The organism is Streptomyces sp. NPDC058758, assembly GCF_042746075.1.
Taxonomy (GTDB): Bacteria; Actinomycetota; Actinomycetes; order Streptomycetales; family Streptomycetaceae; genus Streptomyces.
The window spans coordinates 56,263-72,088 of the sequence record NZ_JBHYPS010000016.1 but is presented as its reverse complement, the minus strand read 5'-3'; the positions used below and the strand labels follow the sequence as shown (position 1 = coordinate 72,088).

13 protein-coding genes are annotated in these 15,826 nt (G+C 73.9%); 8 read left to right on the top strand and 5 right to left on the bottom strand.

Translation table 11 applies throughout. The annotated features are described in order from the left end of the window. Positions 1–86 precede the first annotated feature (86 nt). The gene (locus ACFW6A_RS20540; RefSeq protein ID WP_351850422.1) at positions 87–524 is read left to right on the top strand and encodes a nitroreductase family deazaflavin-dependent oxidoreductase; all 438 of its coding nucleotides are present in this window, start codon (positions 87–89) and stop codon (positions 522–524) included. Between the two features lie 22 nt (positions 525–546). Here the strand turns inward: ACFW6A_RS20540 and ACFW6A_RS20535 are convergent, their stop codons facing one another. Beyond that, positions 547–1,092: an EF-hand domain-containing protein gene (locus ACFW6A_RS20535; RefSeq protein ID WP_351850420.1), complete on the bottom strand. Its 546-nt coding sequence runs from the start codon at positions 1,090–1,092 to the stop codon at positions 547–549. A 151-nt stretch (positions 1,093–1,243) separates the two neighbouring features. After that, on the bottom strand, positions 1,244–2,767 hold the full coding sequence (locus ACFW6A_RS20530) for a catalase (protein WP_351850418.1): 1,524 nt from the start codon (positions 2,765–2,767) through the stop codon (positions 1,244–1,246). Between the two features lie 239 nt (positions 2,768–3,006). Between ACFW6A_RS20530 and ACFW6A_RS20525 the strand changes: the two genes are divergently transcribed. Further along, complete coding sequence (locus ACFW6A_RS20525) at positions 3,007–3,414, top strand: ATP-binding protein (protein WP_351850416.1); 408 nt, start codon at positions 3,007–3,009, stop codon at positions 3,412–3,414. A gap of 147 nt (positions 3,415–3,561) precedes the next feature. Next, complete coding sequence (locus tag ACFW6A_RS20520) at positions 3,562–3,981, top strand: STAS domain-containing protein (RefSeq protein ID WP_386641786.1); 420 nt, start codon at positions 3,562–3,564, stop codon at positions 3,979–3,981. Between the two features lie 12 nt (positions 3,982–3,993). On the opposite strand, the gene ACFW6A_RS20515 is transcribed toward ACFW6A_RS20520, so the two are convergent. Then, positions 3,994–5,553 carry an alpha/beta hydrolase gene (locus tag ACFW6A_RS20515; RefSeq protein WP_386641783.1) on the bottom strand — a complete coding sequence of 520 codons (1,560 nt, stop codon included), beginning with the start codon at positions 5,551–5,553 and terminating at the stop codon, positions 3,994–3,996. A gap of 268 nt (positions 5,554–5,821) precedes the next feature. On the opposite strand from ACFW6A_RS20515, the gene ACFW6A_RS20510 reads away from it, so the two are divergent. Then, complete coding sequence (locus ACFW6A_RS20510) at positions 5,822–6,313, top strand: DUF664 domain-containing protein (RefSeq protein WP_386641780.1); 492 nt, start codon at positions 5,822–5,824, stop codon at positions 6,311–6,313. 70 nt (positions 6,314–6,383) lie between these two features. Further along, entirely contained in the window at positions 6,384–7,124 is a 741-nt protein-coding gene (locus ACFW6A_RS20505; RefSeq protein ID WP_386641777.1) for an SOS response-associated peptidase, read from the top strand. 12 nt (positions 7,125–7,136) lie between these two features. Here the strand turns inward: ACFW6A_RS20505 and ACFW6A_RS20500 are convergent, their stop codons facing one another. After that, positions 7,137–7,640: a GNAT family N-acetyltransferase gene (locus ACFW6A_RS20500; RefSeq protein WP_351850408.1), complete on the bottom strand. Its 504-nt coding sequence runs from the start codon at positions 7,638–7,640 to the stop codon at positions 7,137–7,139. 196 nt (positions 7,641–7,836) lie between these two features. Between ACFW6A_RS20500 and ACFW6A_RS20495 the strand changes: the two genes are divergently transcribed. Both ACFW6A_RS20495 and ACFW6A_RS20490 read left to right on the top strand, forming a co-directional pair. After that, the gene (locus ACFW6A_RS20495; RefSeq protein WP_386641774.1) at positions 7,837–12,282 is read left to right on the top strand and encodes an aminotransferase class I/II-fold pyridoxal phosphate-dependent enzyme; all 4,446 of its coding nucleotides are present in this window, start codon (positions 7,837–7,839) and stop codon (positions 12,280–12,282) included. Continuing rightward, a complete protein-coding gene (locus ACFW6A_RS20490) occupies positions 12,279–13,019 on the top strand; it encodes a class I SAM-dependent methyltransferase (RefSeq protein ID WP_386481285.1) in 741 nt (246 codons plus the stop codon). Before ACFW6A_RS20495 ends, ACFW6A_RS20490 begins: the two co-directional genes overlap by 4 nt. Here ACFW6A_RS20490 and ACFW6A_RS20485 read toward each other — a convergent pair. Beyond that, complete coding sequence (locus tag ACFW6A_RS20485) at positions 12,968–14,830, bottom strand: glycoside hydrolase family 15 protein (protein WP_386641771.1); 1,863 nt, start codon at positions 14,828–14,830, stop codon at positions 12,968–12,970. The two genes, ACFW6A_RS20490 and ACFW6A_RS20485, sit on opposite strands and share 52 nt — an antisense overlap. Before the next feature lie 154 nt (positions 14,831–14,984). Here ACFW6A_RS20485 and ACFW6A_RS20480 point away from each other — a divergent pair, with 154 nt between their 5' ends. Next, positions 14,985–15,692 (top strand): glycosyltransferase, encoded by a 708-nt coding sequence (locus ACFW6A_RS20480; protein ID WP_386641768.1) that lies wholly within the window; start codon positions 14,985–14,987, stop codon positions 15,690–15,692. The last annotated feature ends 134 nt before the right edge of the window (positions 15,693–15,826 follow it).

The following is a 15,826-nucleotide window of genomic DNA, read 5'->3' as shown; positions in this document are numbered from 1 at the left end:
CCGGTTCCGGAGGGCGCACCGACTTCCGGTAGCGTCGGCGGGACGCCGACCCGGTCGGCCGGACCCCCCTGCGAAAGGCGAGCACCATGCCCCTCACCGGCACCTACGAGCCCAGCACGAACGAGCTGGTCCGCGCCCAGGTCGAGCTGTACGAGTCGTCCGGCGGCACCGAGGGCACCACCATGCGGGGCATGCCGGTCGTGCTGGTCACCAGTGTCGGCGCCCGCAGCGGGCGGCTCCGCAAGACGCCCCTCATGCGGGTGGAGCACGACGGCGCCTACGCGCTCGTCGCCTCGAACGGCGGCGCGGTGAAGCACCCCGTCTGGTACCACAACCTCGTCGCCTCGCCCCTCGTCGAGCTGCGCGACGGCCCCCGGCTCTGGGACATGAAGGCCCGCCTGGTCCTCGGCGAGGAGCGCCGGGTGTGGTGGGACCGCGCCGTGGCGGCCTTCGCCGACTACGCCGACTACCAGCTGAGGACCGAGCGGGAGATCCCCGTCTTCGTGGTCGAGCGCACCGGCTGACCCGGCTTCCCGGCCGGGCGGATCAGGTGGCGGCGGGCACCGGGCCGCACAGCTCGTTCCCCGGTTCGGCCGGGTCGTCGCTGGTCCAGAACTGGATCCACAGCTCGGTGAACTCGGCGCGGTCGAGGTGTCCGTCCCCGTCCCGGTCGAGGCGGCCGAAGACGTCGGAGACGTCGACGCTCTCGCCGTGCCAGGTGTCCACCAGGCGGCGGTGCTCGGAGGGCGAGATGCGACCGTCGCCGTTCTCGTCGACGGCGTCGAAGACGGTCTCGGCGGTCGCGGCGACGACCTCGCGCAGGGTGGGCAGCAGGTCGACCATGGCGAGGAGCTCGTCCAGGTCGACCCTGCCGTCGCCGTCGGCGTCCACGTGGGTCGCGAGCAGGTCCCACCAGCCCAGCATGAGCGAGTCCACGCGCGCGGCCAGCTCGGATCCCGGCCGCACGCGGGGCAGGCCGCGCCACCTCTCCGCGAGGGCCTCGAAGTCGCGCCGGTCGAGATAGCCGTTGTCGTCGGCGTCGAAGGCGCGGAACATGCTGACGAGCTTGGCGCGCTGGAAGTCACTTGCCACGGTCGGCCTCTCTGTCGGATCTTCGGCGATCCTGCCCACGCGCCCCTCGCCTCCCAACGGCGCGCGGTGGCGCGAAGGGGCGTGCGGAGGCCCGCTCACGCGCCGGGCGGCGCCCGGCGCGTGAGACCGACGAGGCCGCGTCGAAGCCCGCTCAGGCCTTGTGCTGCATGGAGCTGCGGGCGGGGTTGCCCTGTTCGGCGGCCTTGGGGTCCTTCTCGTCGGCCTTGGCCCGCACGCCCTGCTCGATGCGCTCGCCGACGGTCTTGTCGATGTTCTTCCAGTAGGTGAAGGCGCGCTCCAGGACGGGTTCGGTGACGCCGTTGAGGAGGTGGCCCACCACGTTGTCGACCAGCCGGTCGCGGGCGGCGTCGTCCATGACGTCCCGGACGAGAGTGCCGGGCTGGCCCCAGTCGTCGTCCTCGGGGTGGTCGACGTAGGCCGACCGGGTGATCTCGCCGTCCGCCGTCCAGCTCGGCGGCGAGCCGTACCGCTCGGTGTCGGCGGCGGGGCCGCCCTTGGAGTTCGGCGCGTAGACCGGGTCGGTGGTCTTGCGGTAGGCCATCGCGCCGTCCTTGGAGTACGTGTGGACGTCGACGACGGGCGCGTTCACGGGCAGCTGCTGGTAGTTGCCGCCGATGCGGTGGCGGTGGGCGTCGGCGTACGAGAAGAGGCGGGCCAGCAGCATCCGGTCGGGGCTCGGCCCGATGCCGGGGACGAGGTTGTTCGGCTGGAAGGCGGCCTGCTCGATCTCGGCGTGGTTGTCGGTGGGGTTGCGGTCGAGCGTCATCCGGCCGACCGGGATGAGCGGGTAGTCGCCGTGCGGCCACACCTTGGTGAGGTCGAAGGGGTTGAAGCGGTACGTCGCCGCTTCCTCGTACGGCATGACCTGGACGTGCAGGGTCCAGGAGGGGAAGTCGCCGTCGCGGATGTGCTCGAAGAGGTCCCGCGTGTGGTAGTCCGTGTCGGCGGCCGCCATCTGGTCGCCCTCGTGCTGGGTGAAGAACTCGATGCCCTGGTCGGTCTTGAAGTGGTACTTCACCCAGAACCGCTCGCCGGAGGCGTTGATCCACATGTAGGTGTGGGAGGTGTAGCCGTTCATGTGGCGCCAGCTGCGCGGGATGCCCCGGTCGCCCATCAGCCAGGTGACCTGGTGCGCGGACTCCGGGGAGAGGGTCCAGAAGTCCCACTGCATGTCGTGGTCGCGCAGGTTGTTGTCCGCGCGGCGCTTCTGGGAGCGGATGAAGTGCTGGAACTTCATCGGGTCCTTGACGAAGAAGACCGGCGTGTTGTTGCCGACCATGTCGTAGTTGCCCTCGGACGTGTAGAACTTCAGCGCGAAGCCGCGCGGGTCGCGCCAGGTGTCCGGGCTGCCCCGCTCACCGGCCACGGTGGAGAACCGGGCGACGAGTTCCGTGCGCGCGCCCGGCTGGAACAGCGCCGCCCTGGTGAAGCGGCTGACGTCGTGGGTGACCTCGAAGTGTCCGAACGCGCCGCTGCCCTTGGCGTGCGGCTGCCGTTCGGGGATCCGTTCACGGTTGAACTGCGCCATCTGCTCGATCAGGTAGGCGTCCTGGAGCAGGATCGGCCCGCCGGGGCCCACGGTGAGCGAGTGTTCGTCGCTCTCCACCGGGGCGCCCGAGTCGGTCGTGGTGGCGGGAGGGCGGCTCTCGGTCATCGGTACGTCTGCCTTTCGTCGCTCTGTCGGGTGACGCGGCCGAGCGCGGTGGGCGTGCTCCCCCGCGCGGGCGGGCACGGCGCCGGCCGCCGCGCACCCCACCCAGCCTGGGCTCATTCGGCCGGGGCCACCACCCGGGGGATCGTTTCCCGGCCGAAGCCACCGGCCGGTGAATCGTTTCCCGGCCGGCGGGTAGACGCCGGGACCACGAGCTGTCCGGGCTGGAGGAGGACGGACCGATGGCGGCCCCCGCACGACGTCACGTCGAGATCGAGGGCCCGTGCGCGGCGCGGCGGGCCAGGCGGGAGGTGCGCCGCCTGGTGCGCGAGACGGCGCGCGGGGGCGGACGGGTGGGGCGGACCGCGGAGGACGACGCGGCGCTGGTGGTGACCGAACTCGTGACGAACGCCGTCCGGCACGGCGGCGGGGTCCGCGCGGTGGAACTGGCGGCGGGGGCGGACGGCCTCGACATCGCCGTGACGGATCGCAGCCCCCTCCCGCCGCACCTCCGGCGGCCGTCCATGGCGGGGGACGGCGGTCACGGCCTGGGCATCGTGGCCCGGCTGGCGGACGCCGTGACGACCTGCGGCCCGGCGGGCCCCGGGGAGGGCAAGGCTGTCCACGCCCACCTGCCGCTCTTCCCGTGATCCGCCGGGGGCGCCGCCCCCCGCGCTCCCCGGGAAGTGCCGAGGAGTTCCGCCCCGACCGATACCCGAAGCATCTTTCGCGTAAATATTGACGCATAACCGTCGCGAGGCGGACACTCGGGTGGAGGCCCCTCCCCGGGAGGAACCATGAGCCCACCACGCGCGGACCCGTCGCCCGCGCCGTTCCCGACCGCGGCGGGCGGCCCGCGCATCCGGGTGGAGGTCGAAGCGACCGCCTCCGGGACCGTCCTCCGCCTCGGCGGCGAGATCGACATGGACACGGCCGGGCAGCTGGATGCGGCGCTCACCCGCGCCCTGCCCGACGGAGACGCCGGCGCCCGGCCGCCGCTCCTCCTCGACCTGTCCGGCGTGAGCTTCTGCGACTCCACGGGGCTCAACGCCCTGCTGCGCGCGCGTCTGCACGCCCTGCACCGGCACGTGCCCCTCTCCATCACCGCGGCGAGCGAGCAGGTCGCCCATCTGCTCGACATCACGCGGACCGACGTCCTCTTCGGCCTCCCGTCCCCCCGCGGGCCCCACCAGGACGGGAGACGGCACCGCACGTGAGGCCCCGGTCCGTCAGCAGCGCACGTCGGACTCCGGCCGCTCCCCCGTCAGCAGGAACCGGGTGACGGTGCGGTCCCCGCAGGCGTTACCGGCCCCGCCCGCGGCGGTCAGGTAGACGCCGTGGCCGCCCCGGTCGACCGAGACCAGCCGGGCGCGGTCGCCGAGCGCCGCGCGCATCCTCAGCCCGGAGGCGTGCGGGGTCGCCGGGTCCCTCAGGTTCTGGATCATCAGGATGTTCGACGGGCCGTCGTCGGTGAGCCGGACCGGCTTCTCGACCGCCCCGCCCTTCCAGAAGGCGCAGGGCGTGACGTTGGCGGGCATGCCGCCGGTGAGCGGGTGCCGGGCCCGGTCGGCGGCGACCGCCCGGGCGTACGCCGGCAGGGAACGGGGCCAGTCGACGTCGTTGCAGATCACGCCCACGGTGACGGCCGCGGCCTCGTCGGGCATCGCCCCGGACAGCTCCGGCGGCAGCACCGGCACGGCCTCGGGGTCGAGTGCCTGGCCGACGAGCCGCGCGAAGGCGGGGAAGGCGGCGTCCGAGTAGAGCGCGAGCTGGAGCGCCTGGCGGAAGGAGGCGCCGTCGAGCGGCGCGCCGGGCACGGCGGTGGCGCGGGGCGCCCGGTCGAGCCGTGCCGCCAGGTCCAGCACGAGGGCCCGTACGTCCGCGGGAGTGGCGGCCAGCCGCAGCCCTTCCGCCGCGCGGTCCGGGTCGGAGGCCCAGGCGGCGAAGTCCGGGAAGCGGTCCTCGGCGCCCCGCGCCATGTCGGCGAGCCAGCCGTACGCGACCCGGCGCGGGTCCGGGTCGGCGCTGCTGTCCAGGACCCAGCGGTCGGTCCGGTGCGGGTGCTCCTGCGCGTACCGGGCGGCGACGTAGGTGCCGTACGAGGTGGCCCACGCGGACACCTTCTCCTCGCCGAGCGCCCGCCGCAGGAGCTCCATGTCCCGCACCTGGTTGGCGGTGGTGAGGCCGCGCAGCACGGCGCCGCCGTTGCGGGCGCAGGCGTCGGCGACGCGCCGGGCGCGTTCCGCCGCGGCCCCGGTCGACCCGTCGGCGGCGGGCCAGGACCGCAGGGTCACCATCCACCGGTCCTCCGCCGCGAGCCCGCACCGCGCCTTGGCGGAGCCGCCGACCCCGCGCGGGTCGAAGGCCACCAGGTCGTACGCCCCGCCCGTCTCCTCCGCGAGCGCCGCGCCCTTCTGCGCGAGCCGCTGCACCCCGGAGCTTCCCGGCCCGCCCGGGATCACCAGGAGGGTCCCGTGCCGCGCCCCCGGCCGGGTGCCGGCCAGCCGGGAGACGGCCAGGTCGATCCGGGGTCCGGTGGGGTCGGCGTGGTCGAGCGGCACCGAGAGGACGGCGCACCGCTGCCCGTCGGCCGCCCTCACGGAGGCGGCGCACTCCCCCCACCGCAGCACGCCGCCGTCGGCGCTCGCGGCCGCCGTCCCGGCGGACGGCGCGGACGCGTGGGCCGCCCCTCCGCCGGCGACGAGTCCGGCCGGGGCGAGGAGGACGGCGGCGAGGGCGGCGGAGAGGGCGGAGGCGGCAAGGGGCCTGCCGGCACGAGGTGTGGTCATGCCCTCACCCTGCCGTCCGGGGGTCCGCCGGCCCATCCGGGCACCCGGCCGGCCCGCGATGGGGCCAACCCCCCTGCCGTGACGGCCGAGTTGGACAGTAGAGTGCGCGTGAAACTTTCTGCAAGAAATTGCACCAGAGAGGGAACAGCCGTGCCGGGATTCGCTCCTCCCGTCGCCGACGAACGCTCGGCGCTGACCGCCTACCTCGCCCACCAGCGACGCGCGCTGCGGGTCACCGCCCCACGGCCTGACCGACGCGCAGGCCCGCATGACGGCCTCCGCCGGCGAGCTGAGCATCGGCGGCCTGATCAAGCACGCGGCGCGCTGCGAGACGTTCTGGACGGACCTGATCCTCCGGGGCGACGGCGGGTCGCGGCGCACGGCGGACGAGTCGGACGCCGACGAGTTCCGCCTCGCCCCGCACGAGAGCCTGGCCGGGGTCCTGGCCGAGCACGCCGAGGCCGCGGAGCGCACCGACGCGGTGATCGCCGGCGTCCCGGACCTCGGCCGGGCCGTCCCGGTGCCGCGCGGCCTGCCGTGGTTCCCCGCCGAAATCGGGGAGTGGTCGGTGCGCTGGGTGCTGCTGCACCTGATCGAGGAGACGGCGCGGCACGGCGGCCACGCCGACCTCATCCGCGAGGCCATCGACGGCGCGACCCACTACCCCCTGCTCGCCGCGGCCGAGGCGTGGCCCGACCCGTGGTTCCGGCCGTGGGAGCCCGCCGCCGGCGACGGCCGGGAGCGGTCCGCCGCCGGCTGACCCCCGCCGCCGGCCGCCCGCGCGGCCTGTCGGGCGGCGCGGACGCGGCCGGTGGTGGCAGAGTGGCGGCATGTGCGGTCGTTACGCCTCCACCCGAAGCCCCCAGGAGCTGGCCCGGCTCTTCCAGGTGACCGACTGGCAGCCGGAGGAGACCCTGGAGCCCAGCTGGAACGTCGCCCCCACCCAGCGGGTGTACGCCGTCCTGGAGCGCGCCGGCCGGGACGGCGACGGCGAGGACCGGGTCCGCCGCGAGCTGCGGGCGCTCCGGTGGGGCCTGGTGCCCTCGTGGGCGAAGGACCCCGCGTCGGGCGCCCGGATGATCAACGCGCGGGTCGAGACGGTGCACGAGAAGCCCGCCTACCGCCGCGCCTTCGCGAAGCGCCGCTGCCTCCTGCCGGCCGACGGCTTCTACGAGTGGGAGCGGGTGGAGGACGAGACGACGGGCAAGCCCCGCAAGCAGCCCTACTTCATCCAGCCGGCCGACGGCGAGCCGATGGCCATGGCGGGCCTGTACGAGCACTGGCGCGACCCCGACGTCAAGGACGACGACGATCCGGCCGCCTGGCTGACCACCTGCACGATCATCACCACCGAGGCGACCGACGCGGCCGGCCGCGTCCACCCCCGGATGCCGCTCACCCTCTCCCCCGACGACCACGACGCCTGGCTCGACCCCCACCACCACGACACCGCGGCGCTCCGCGCCCTGCTCGCCCGGCCCGGCGGCGGGCGCCTCGACGCCCGCCCCGTCTCCACGGCCGTGAACAACGTCCGGAACAACGGCCCCCACCTCCTGGACCCCGCGGCCTGAACCGGGCGGCGGTCACGGCAACGAGCGCGTCATCCAGACCACTTCGCCGTTCTCCTCGACGGAGAGGTGGTCCCGCTCGAAGCCGAGCTTCTCCAGGACCCGCAGCGAGGGCGCGTTCCACGTGCCGACGGTCGACCAGAGCCGCTTCCGGCCGGTCGCGATCGCGGCCCGGAGCACCGCGCCGGCCGCCTCGGTGGCGTAACCGCGGCCGTGCGCGTGCCGGAAGAGCTCGTAGGCGATCTCGGGCTCGTCCAGCGAGGCGCGCCCGACGATCAGCCCGCAGTAGCCGATGAAGTCGCCCTCCTCGCGCCGCTGGACGGGCAGCAGGGCGATCCCCGTGGTCTCGGTCTCCGCCAGCAGGTTCACGATGCCCCGACGGCTCTTCTCGACCGTGGGCGAGCCCTTCTCACGCTCGGAGAGCAGGGCGCAGAACTCCTCGGCGTCCGACTCGGCCCACGGCCGCAGCACCAGCCGCTCGGTCTCCAGGTGGTACGCCATCGTCTCGTACGTCGTCATGCCCCCACTCTGCCCCACTCCCCCGCACCGCCGGAGCCCGGCCTCGCGAAGGCCGGCCGACCCGTCCGCACCCATCGCGCAGAGCCCAAAGGAACGGGACATAATGGACGGTGGCCATGCGGTGGGAGGCCGGCGGCCGGGTACGCGAAGGCCGGGCCCGCACCGCACCCGGACGCGCCCAGGCGCGGAGGAAGCCATGCCCCCACCCCCACCCGGGCCCGGGGAGCCGGCGGAACCGGATCGTGACCGGGCCGCCCGCAAGGGCCGCACCCTGGCGGTCGGCTACGCCGCCGTCGCCGCGGTCGCCACCGTCGTCTACCTCGACGTGCCGTCCCGGCACACCATCGCCTGGGCCGTCGTGGGCCTCGGCGGCGTCGCCATGATGATCACCGGGGTGCACCTCTACCGGCCCGCGCACCGCTGGCCCTGGTGGGTCCTCGCCTGCGCCAACCTCACCTTCGTCGCCGGGGACTCCACGTACAACATCATGGAGGCCTACTTCGACCGGCCGAACCCCTTCCCGTCCCTGGCCGACGTCTTCTACCTCTCGACGTACCCGCTGTTCGCGGCCGGCATCTTCGGGTTCCTGCGCTACCGGTACCAGGGCCACGACCTGTCCGCGCTGCTGGACGCGCTGCTCCTCACCACGGGACTGGCGGTGCTCTCCTGGGTGTTCCTGATCAGCCCGCTGCGCATGTCGGACGGGCTGACCTGGGTGGAGCGGGCCATCTCCATGGCCTATCCGCTGGGGGACATCCTCGTCCTCGCCATGCTGACCCGGTTCGTCCTCGCGGGGCTCGGCGATCGGGCGGTCCAGCTGCTCGCCCTCGGCGCGGTCGGGCTGCTCGTCTCGGACGTCCTGTACGGCTACCTCCAGCTCCAGGGCACCTGGCAGGTGGGCACGCCGATGGACCTCGGCTGGGTGCTGTACTTCACCGCCTGGGGGTTCGCGGCCCTGCACCCCTCCATGGTGCGGCTGACCGAGCCGAGGCCGGATCCGCCCGGCATCCGGATCCGCCGGCGCCTCGCCGTGCTCGCCCTCGCCGCCCTGGTGGCTCCGGCCGTGCTCCTCGCGCAGTCCCTGGGGGGCACCGTCCGGGACGCCCCCGTCATCGCCGCCGTCTCCGCCGCCATGTTCCTGCTGGTGCTGCTGCGCCTGTGGCTGCTGGTCGTCGAGAACCGCAAGACGCTGGCCCGCGAACGGAGCCTCCAGGTCGCCGCCGCCCTGCTGGTGTCGGCCCGCACCCGCGAGGACGTCGCCACCGCCATCACCCGGGCCGCCGACGCGCTCTTCGGCTCGACGGAGCACGTCGCCCGGCTGCTCGTGCTCGACCGCGGGCGGGGCCTGCGCTCCGTACCGGCCCCCAGCGAGAACGGTTCCTGGCTCCTGGACGGCGGGGCCCGCGCCGCCCCCGGGCCCGCCGGAGCGGAGATCCGGCACCTGCCGGTCGCCGAACTCGGGCCCGGCGCCCGGGCGGCGCTCCGGCCCTTCCGCACCGCCCTGCTGTGCCCCCTGCTGCCGGGCGGTCCCGACGCGCCGACCCGGCCGCCGCTCGGCGCCCTCGTCCTCGCGGCCCCCGCCCCCGAACTGCGGCAGGTCCAGGGACCGATGCGGTCCCTCGCCTTCCAGACGGCGCTCGCCCTCGAACGCGTCGGCCTCAGCGAGGAGATCACCAGACGCGACAGCGAGGCGTACTTCCGGGCCCTGGTGCACAACGCCTCGGACGTGATCCTCATCCTGGGCGACGACGACAGCGTGCGGTACGCCAGTCCCGCGGCGGAGACCATGCTGGGCGCCGTCCCGCCGTCCGACGCCCCGCTGAGCGACCTCGTCCACCCCAAGGACCGGAGCAGGGCCGAGGACGCACTCACCCGGGCCCGCAGCCCCCACGACGGGCAGGTCCTGGACAACTGGAGCATGCGCGGACCCGACGGCTCCACGCCCGAGGTCGAGGTGCGCTGCAGCGACCTGCGCGACGACCCCACCGTGGGCGGCATCGTCCTCACCCTGCGCGACGTCACCCAGCAGCGGACGCTGGAAAGGGAGCTGATGCACCGGGCGTTCCACGACGCCCTGACCGGCCTCCCCAACCGCATCCTCCTGGTGGAGCGCATCGGACAGGCCCTGCTCCGGGACCGCCGGAAGTCCGCGACGACCAGCGTGCTCTTCATCGACCTCGACGACTTCAAGCTGGTCAACGACATGATGGGACACTCCGTCGGCGACGAGCTCCTCGTCGCCGTCGCCGGCCGGCTGCGCTCCGCCCTGCGCCGCAGCGACACCGCGGCCCGGATCGGCGGCGACGAGTTCGCGCTCCTGGTCGAAGGGGCCCGGGAGCCGCACGACGCCGACGCCCTCGCCGAGCAGATCGTGCACGCCCTGGGCCGGCCCTTCCCGCTCTCCAACGGCTCCGCCAGCATCTCGGCCTGCGTCGGGGTGGCCACCGCGACCGGCACCGACGACGCGGAGTCGCTGATCGGACACGCCGACCTCGCCCTGTACGCCGCGAAGTCCGCCGGCAAGCGGCAGTGGCGGAGCTACCGGCCGGCCCTGCACGCCCGCATGGAGGCCCGGCACGACCTCCAGGCGGGCCTCTACGACGCCCTCGCCGAGGAGGGCTTCGAACTGCGCTACCAGCCCATCGTGGAGATCGGCAGCGGGGACGTCACCGGCTTCGAGGCGCTGGTCCGGTGGCCGCGGCGGCGCGGCATGGTCCCGCCCGAGCAGTTCATCGCCCTGGCCGAGGAGACCGGCCAGATCCTCCAGCTCGGCACCTGGGTGCTCAACCGGGCCGCGCGGGACGCCGCCCGCTGGCGGCACGCCCGGTCCGGAACCCGGCGGCTGCGGGTCAACGTCAACGTCTCCGCGCGCCAGTTCCGCGACACCGGGTTCGTCGACAGCGTCCGCCGCGTCCTGGACCGCTTCGGGCTCGGCTCCGACTCGCTCACCCTGGAGCTGACCGAGTCGGTGCTCATGCGGCGCGACGAGCAGATCCGGGACACCATGCGGACCCTGAAGGAACTCGGCGCCTCCATCGCCATCGACGACTTCGGCACGGGCTTCTCGTCGCTCAGCTACCTGCGGGAGTTCCCCCTCGACATCCTGAAGATCGACAAGTCGTTCATCGACGAGATCGTGACCGACGGCCAGCAGGTCGCCATCGTGGAGGGCATCGTGCGCCTCGCCGACGTGCTGGGGCTCCAGGTCATCGCCGAGGGCATCGAGACCAAGGCGCAGCGGGACCTGCTCACCGCCATGGGCTGCGGCTTCGGCCAGGGCTTCCTCTTCGCCGAACCGATGACCGCGGACGAGGCGGAGGACTTCCTGGCGGTCCCGCCCGGGCGGCCGGCGAACCCGGCGCCGGTCCTCGGCCAGGCCGGCCGGCGGACCCCGGTCCCGGTGCGGCGCCACCAGCAGCGGTGGGAGGACCTCGGGCGGCTCCAGCACACCACGCGGATGTGCGACGCCGTGATCGACCAGGTGGAGGGCCGCCGGATCCGCAGCGGCGGGCAGTGGCTCACCGACTTCGCCTCCTGCAACTACCTCGGCCTCGACCTCGACCCGGAGATCATGGACTCCATCGATCCGCAGGTCCGCGCCTGGGGCACCCACCCGAGCTGGTCCCGGCTGATCGGCAACCCCCGGCTGTACCCGCAGATCGAGGAACGGCTCACCGAACTGCTCGGCGCCCCCGACTCCCTGCTGCTCCCGACCATCACCCTGATCCACACCTCCGTGATCCCGGTGCTCGCCGAAGGGGGCCACCTCTTCGTCGAGCACCGGGCCCACCGCACGGTGTACGACGGCTGCCTCGTCGCCCGGGCGAACGGAGCGGCCCTGCGGCGCTTCCGGGCGGAGGACCCCGGCGAACTGGAGACGCTGCTGCGGGCGACGCCCCGCTGGGGCCCGCGACTGGTGTGCCTCGACGGCGTCAACAGCATGACGGGCAACCTGCCGGACCTGCGGGAACTGGTCCGCCTCTGCGCCGAGCACGACGCGACGCTGTACGTGGACGACGCCCACGGCTTCGGCGTCATCGGCGAACGCCGGCCCGGCGAGAGCTCCCCGTACGGCAGCCGGGGCAACAGCATCGTGCGGCACCTGGGGCTCGACTACGAACGGACGGTCCTCGTCGGCGGCTTCTCCAAGGCGTACTCGTCGCTGCTCGCCTTCCTCACGGCCCCCACCGAGGTGAAGGAGCACCTGAAGGTCGCCGCCGGCCCGTACCTCTACTCCGGCCCCTCCCCCACGGCCTCGCTGGCCACGGCGCTCGCCGGGCTCGACGTCAACGACCGGCGGGGCGACGCGATCCGGGCCGACCTGTACCGCAAGACCGAGCGCGTGCTGCGCCACGTGCGCCGGCTGGGGGCCGCCACGCCGAACACCGACGGCCTGCCCATCGTCGAGCTGCCCCTCGAACGCGCCGAGGACCTGAACGACGTCGCCGAGTACCTGTGGGACCGGGGCGTCTACGTCACGCTCGCCGCGTACCCGCTGGTCCCCCGCGACCAGGTCGGGTTCCGGATCCAGGTCACGGCGGCGAACACGGACGAGGAGATCGACGACCTGCTGCGGACCCTCACCGGTCTCGCCGGACGCTACCCGCTGAAGCGGGCGGCGAGCGGGGCGGGGCGGCGGTGACGGCGCCCCGGCGGAACGCCGACGCCGACTGGGACGCCTGGCCCGTCGAGGCGTACCTGGCGGAGAACTACCGGTCGCTGCACCCCTGCGACGTCGCGGTGATCCGCCACCACTCGGCCCTCTACCGGCGGCTGGGGCCGGGCAGCGTGGAGCGTTCCGTCGAGTTCGGGGCGGGCCCCAACCTGTACCCGCTGATGCCCGCGGCCACCGCCTGCCGGGCCGTCGACGCCCTGGAGCCGGGCGCGGCCGGGCACGCCTATCTCCGCGCGCAGCTGCGGGACGGCCCGGATCCGAGCTGGCAGCCGTTCTACGCCCTGTGCCGGCGGCTGGACCCCGCGTTGCCGCGCACCCTGGCGGAGGCGCTGCGGGGGGTGACCGCCGTCCGGGGCGACGTCCGTGCCGTGCGCCGGCACGCCTACGGCCTCGGGTCGATGTCCTTCGTCGCGGAGAGCGTCACCGAGGACCACGAGGAATTCGCCCGGGTGTGCCGGGACTTCGCCGGCTGCGTCCGGCCCGGCGGGCACCTGCTGGCCGCGTTCATGGAGAACATGCCGAGCTACCGGATCGGGGACGGTCCGCTGTGGCCCGCCTGCCCGGTGGACGCCGGCGTCGTCCGGGAGGCGTTCGCCCCGCACGCCCGGCGGCTGGAGATCCGGCGGGTCGGGAAGGACCGCACGCTGCCCGACTACGGGGACACCGGCATCCTGCTGCTGCACGCCGTCCGGGCGGACCGCTGACGCCGGGCGGCCGTGCGGATGTCGTCGAGGACGAAGGCCGTGTTGACCACGGCGACGTGGCTGAACGCCTGGGGCGTGTTGCCCAGGTGACGTCCCTTCGCCGGGTCCCACTCCTCGGAGAGCAGGCCGACGTCGTTGCGGACGGACAGCACGCGGTCGAAGACGGCCCGCGCCTCGTCGCCCCGGCCGACCAGCGACAGGGCGTCCGCGTACCACAGGGAGCAGGCGAGGAAGGCCCCTTCGCCGCCGGGCAGGCCGTCCACCTCGTGGAGCCCCCCGGTGCGGGCGGCGTCGTCCTCCTCGTACCGGCGGAGGAAGCCGTCGTGGTCGAGCCGGCGCATCGCGTCGACCGTGCCGCGCACCCGCCGGTCGCCGGGCGGCAGGAAGCCCAGTTTGGGCAGGAGCAGCGCGGAGGCGTCGATCCGGCGGGAACCGTAGTACTGCACGAAGGACCGCTGCCGGGCGTCCCAGCCCCGGTCGCACACCTCGCGCCGGACGAGGTCACGCATCAGCCGCCAGCGCTGTTCGCGCGAGCGCAGTCCCATCACGCGGGCGAGGCGCAGGGCGCGGTCGGCGGCGACCCAGGACATGACCTTGGAGTGCACGAAGTGGCGGGGCGGGCCGCGGACTTCCCACAGCCCCCGGTCGGGGTACCGCCAGGACTTCTCCACGTGGTCCATGAACGAGACGATCAGGCTCCGCATCCGGACGTCGAGGGTCACTCCGGAACGCAGCGCCGAGTAGAGGGTGTTCATCACCTCGCCGTAGACGTCGAGCTGGACCTGGTCGGCCGCGGCGTTGCCGATGCGGACCGGTGACGAGTCCTCGTACCCGGTCAGCCAGGGGGCGGCCCTCTCGTCGATCCGCCGCTCCCCGCAGACCCCGTACACCGGCTGGAGGTCGGAGGGTTCGCCGGCGATCGTCCGGATCAGCCACGCGTTCCAGGCGGTCGCCTCCTCGTGGTAGCCGCTGCGCATCAGGCAGGAGAGGGTGAAGGCGGAGTCGCGGAGCCAGCAGAACCGGTAGTCCCAGTTGCGCTCGCCGCCGGGGGATTCGGGGAGCGAGCAGGTGGCGGCGGCGACGATGCCGCCCGTCGGCGCGTACGTCAGCGCCTTCAGGGTGATGAGGGAGCGGATCACCGCCTCGCGGGCGGGCCCCCGGTAGCGGCACTTCGCCGACCAGTCGTGCCAGAAGCGGAGGGTCTCGGCGAGGGCCGCCCGCGCGTCGGGGACGGGCGCGTCGGTGTCGGCGAGGTGCGAGGGGGTCCAGCGCAGCACGAATCCGAGGCGCTGGCCGGCCGACACGGAAAACCGGAGCGACGCTCCGGCCTCGGTGACGGACAGGTCCACCGGCTCCTCGCAGAGCAGGGACATCGCGTCGGGTCCGGCCACCGAGCGCATCACGCGCTCCCCGGCCGCCCAGTTCCGCGGCACGACCCGGCCGTGGTCGAAGCGCGGGCCGAGTTCGCCGCACATCCGGACGTGCCCCGAGAGGCCCTCCACGATCCTGACGACGCAGGGGAACTGACGCCGCGGCGGCATGAAGTCCGTGAGGCGCACCGTGCCGCCGACGGTTTCCCACACGGTGTCGAGGACGAGGGTCTCCCCGCGGTAGGCCCTGCGGCGGGAGAGGGGCCGGCCGGCCGGGCCCATCCACCACTGCCCGTTGCGCGCGGTGCCGAGCAGGGCCGCGAAACTGGCGGGGGAGTCGAACCGGGGCACGCACAACCAGTCGATCGCCCCGTCCCTTCCGACGAGTGCGGCCGTCTCGAGATCACCGATCAGGGCGTAATCCTCGATCTTTCCGGCCATGGTGAAGATTCTAGTCCCGTATGCGCGCGGCGGCCGGGGCCGGCGTTCTCCGGCCCTTCCGTTCCGGCGTGCGGGATTTCCTCCTCGTTGACCGCTCGGCGGCCGCGGAAGCATCATGGAAGGGCGTCGCACCTCGGGGCCGGAGGTGTTCCGATTGGCCACTCATCCGCTGCGCCGGTCCGCCGACCGGTCCCGGACGCCGGGCCCGGGGACCGTGAGCCTGGTCGTCCTCGTCGCTCGCGACGACCCCGATCCCGGCCGTTTCCTCGACCGGCTGCCGGACTCCGTGGACCAGGTGGTGACGGTCGAGGCGCCCGGCGCGGGGCGGCCCTTCCGGTGGCCGGACATCGCGTGGGGGGACCGCGTCGTCCTGATCCAGGCCGACGGCAGCATGTCCCCCGACGACATCCCGCATTTCCTGTACTACCTCGACCACGGCTTCGACTTCGTCAAGGGATCCCGTTTCATCGCGGGCGGCGAATGCACGGCCTATCCGGCGTTCCGCAGAATGGGGCACCGCGTTCTGCTCACCGCTGCCCGTCGTCTCTACGGGCAGCAGCTGACCGATGTGTGGTACGGATTCTGCGCCTTCCGCCGGGAATTCCTGTCCCTTCTGGAGGAACAGCGGGACCCCCCCGAACTGGTCGGCCCGGAGACCGTCGTCCACGCCCTGCACTACGGCCTGCGGATCGCCGAGGTGCCGAGCCGGGAGGCCCCGGGCTCCGACCGGAGGACGACCGCGCGGACCTTCCACGAGGGACGGCGCATCCTGCGCGTGCTGTGGCGGGAGCGCCCCCGGAACGCGCTGCTCAGGTTCGCCGCCCGGCACCGGCGCGGTTGCCGCCCCCGGGAACGTGCCTAGAGTGGAGAGAACAGGCTTCGGCAGAAGAACGATCCGGCAAGAGGCGCTCGGTGTCCTCACTCCAGGAGTCCCGCTTCGCGTCGCCCGCCCCGCACCCCCTGCGACGAGCGACCGACTGGCCCGTGCGCGCGTCC

Coding starts and splice junctions, on each gene's coding strand:
- ACFW6A_RS20540 (WP_351850422.1), top strand. CDS start 87: ATGCCCCTCACCGGCACCTACGAGCCCAGCACGAACGAGCTGGTCCGC.
- ACFW6A_RS20530 (WP_351850418.1), bottom strand. CDS start 2,767: ATGACCGAGAGCCGCCCTCCCGCCACCACGACCGACTCGGGCGCCCCG.
- ACFW6A_RS20525 (WP_351850416.1), top strand. CDS start 3,007: ATGGCGGCCCCCGCACGACGTCACGTCGAGATCGAGGGCCCGTGCGCG.
- ACFW6A_RS20520 (WP_386641786.1), top strand. CDS start 3,562: ATGAGCCCACCACGCGCGGACCCGTCGCCCGCGCCGTTCCCGACCGCG.
- ACFW6A_RS20515 (WP_386641783.1), bottom strand. CDS start 5,553: ATGACCACACCTCGTGCCGGCAGGCCCCTTGCCGCCTCCGCCCTCTCC.
- ACFW6A_RS20510 (WP_386641780.1), top strand. CDS start 5,822: ATGACGGCCTCCGCCGGCGAGCTGAGCATCGGCGGCCTGATCAAGCAC.
- ACFW6A_RS20505 (WP_386641777.1), top strand. CDS start 6,384: ATGTGCGGTCGTTACGCCTCCACCCGAAGCCCCCAGGAGCTGGCCCGG.
- ACFW6A_RS20500 (WP_351850408.1), bottom strand. CDS start 7,640: ATGACGACGTACGAGACGATGGCGTACCACCTGGAGACCGAGCGGCTG.
- ACFW6A_RS20495 (WP_386641774.1), top strand. CDS start 7,837: ATGCCCCCACCCCCACCCGGGCCCGGGGAGCCGGCGGAACCGGATCGT.
- ACFW6A_RS20485 (WP_386641771.1), bottom strand. CDS start 14,830: ATGGCCGGAAAGATCGAGGATTACGCCCTGATCGGTGATCTCGAGACG.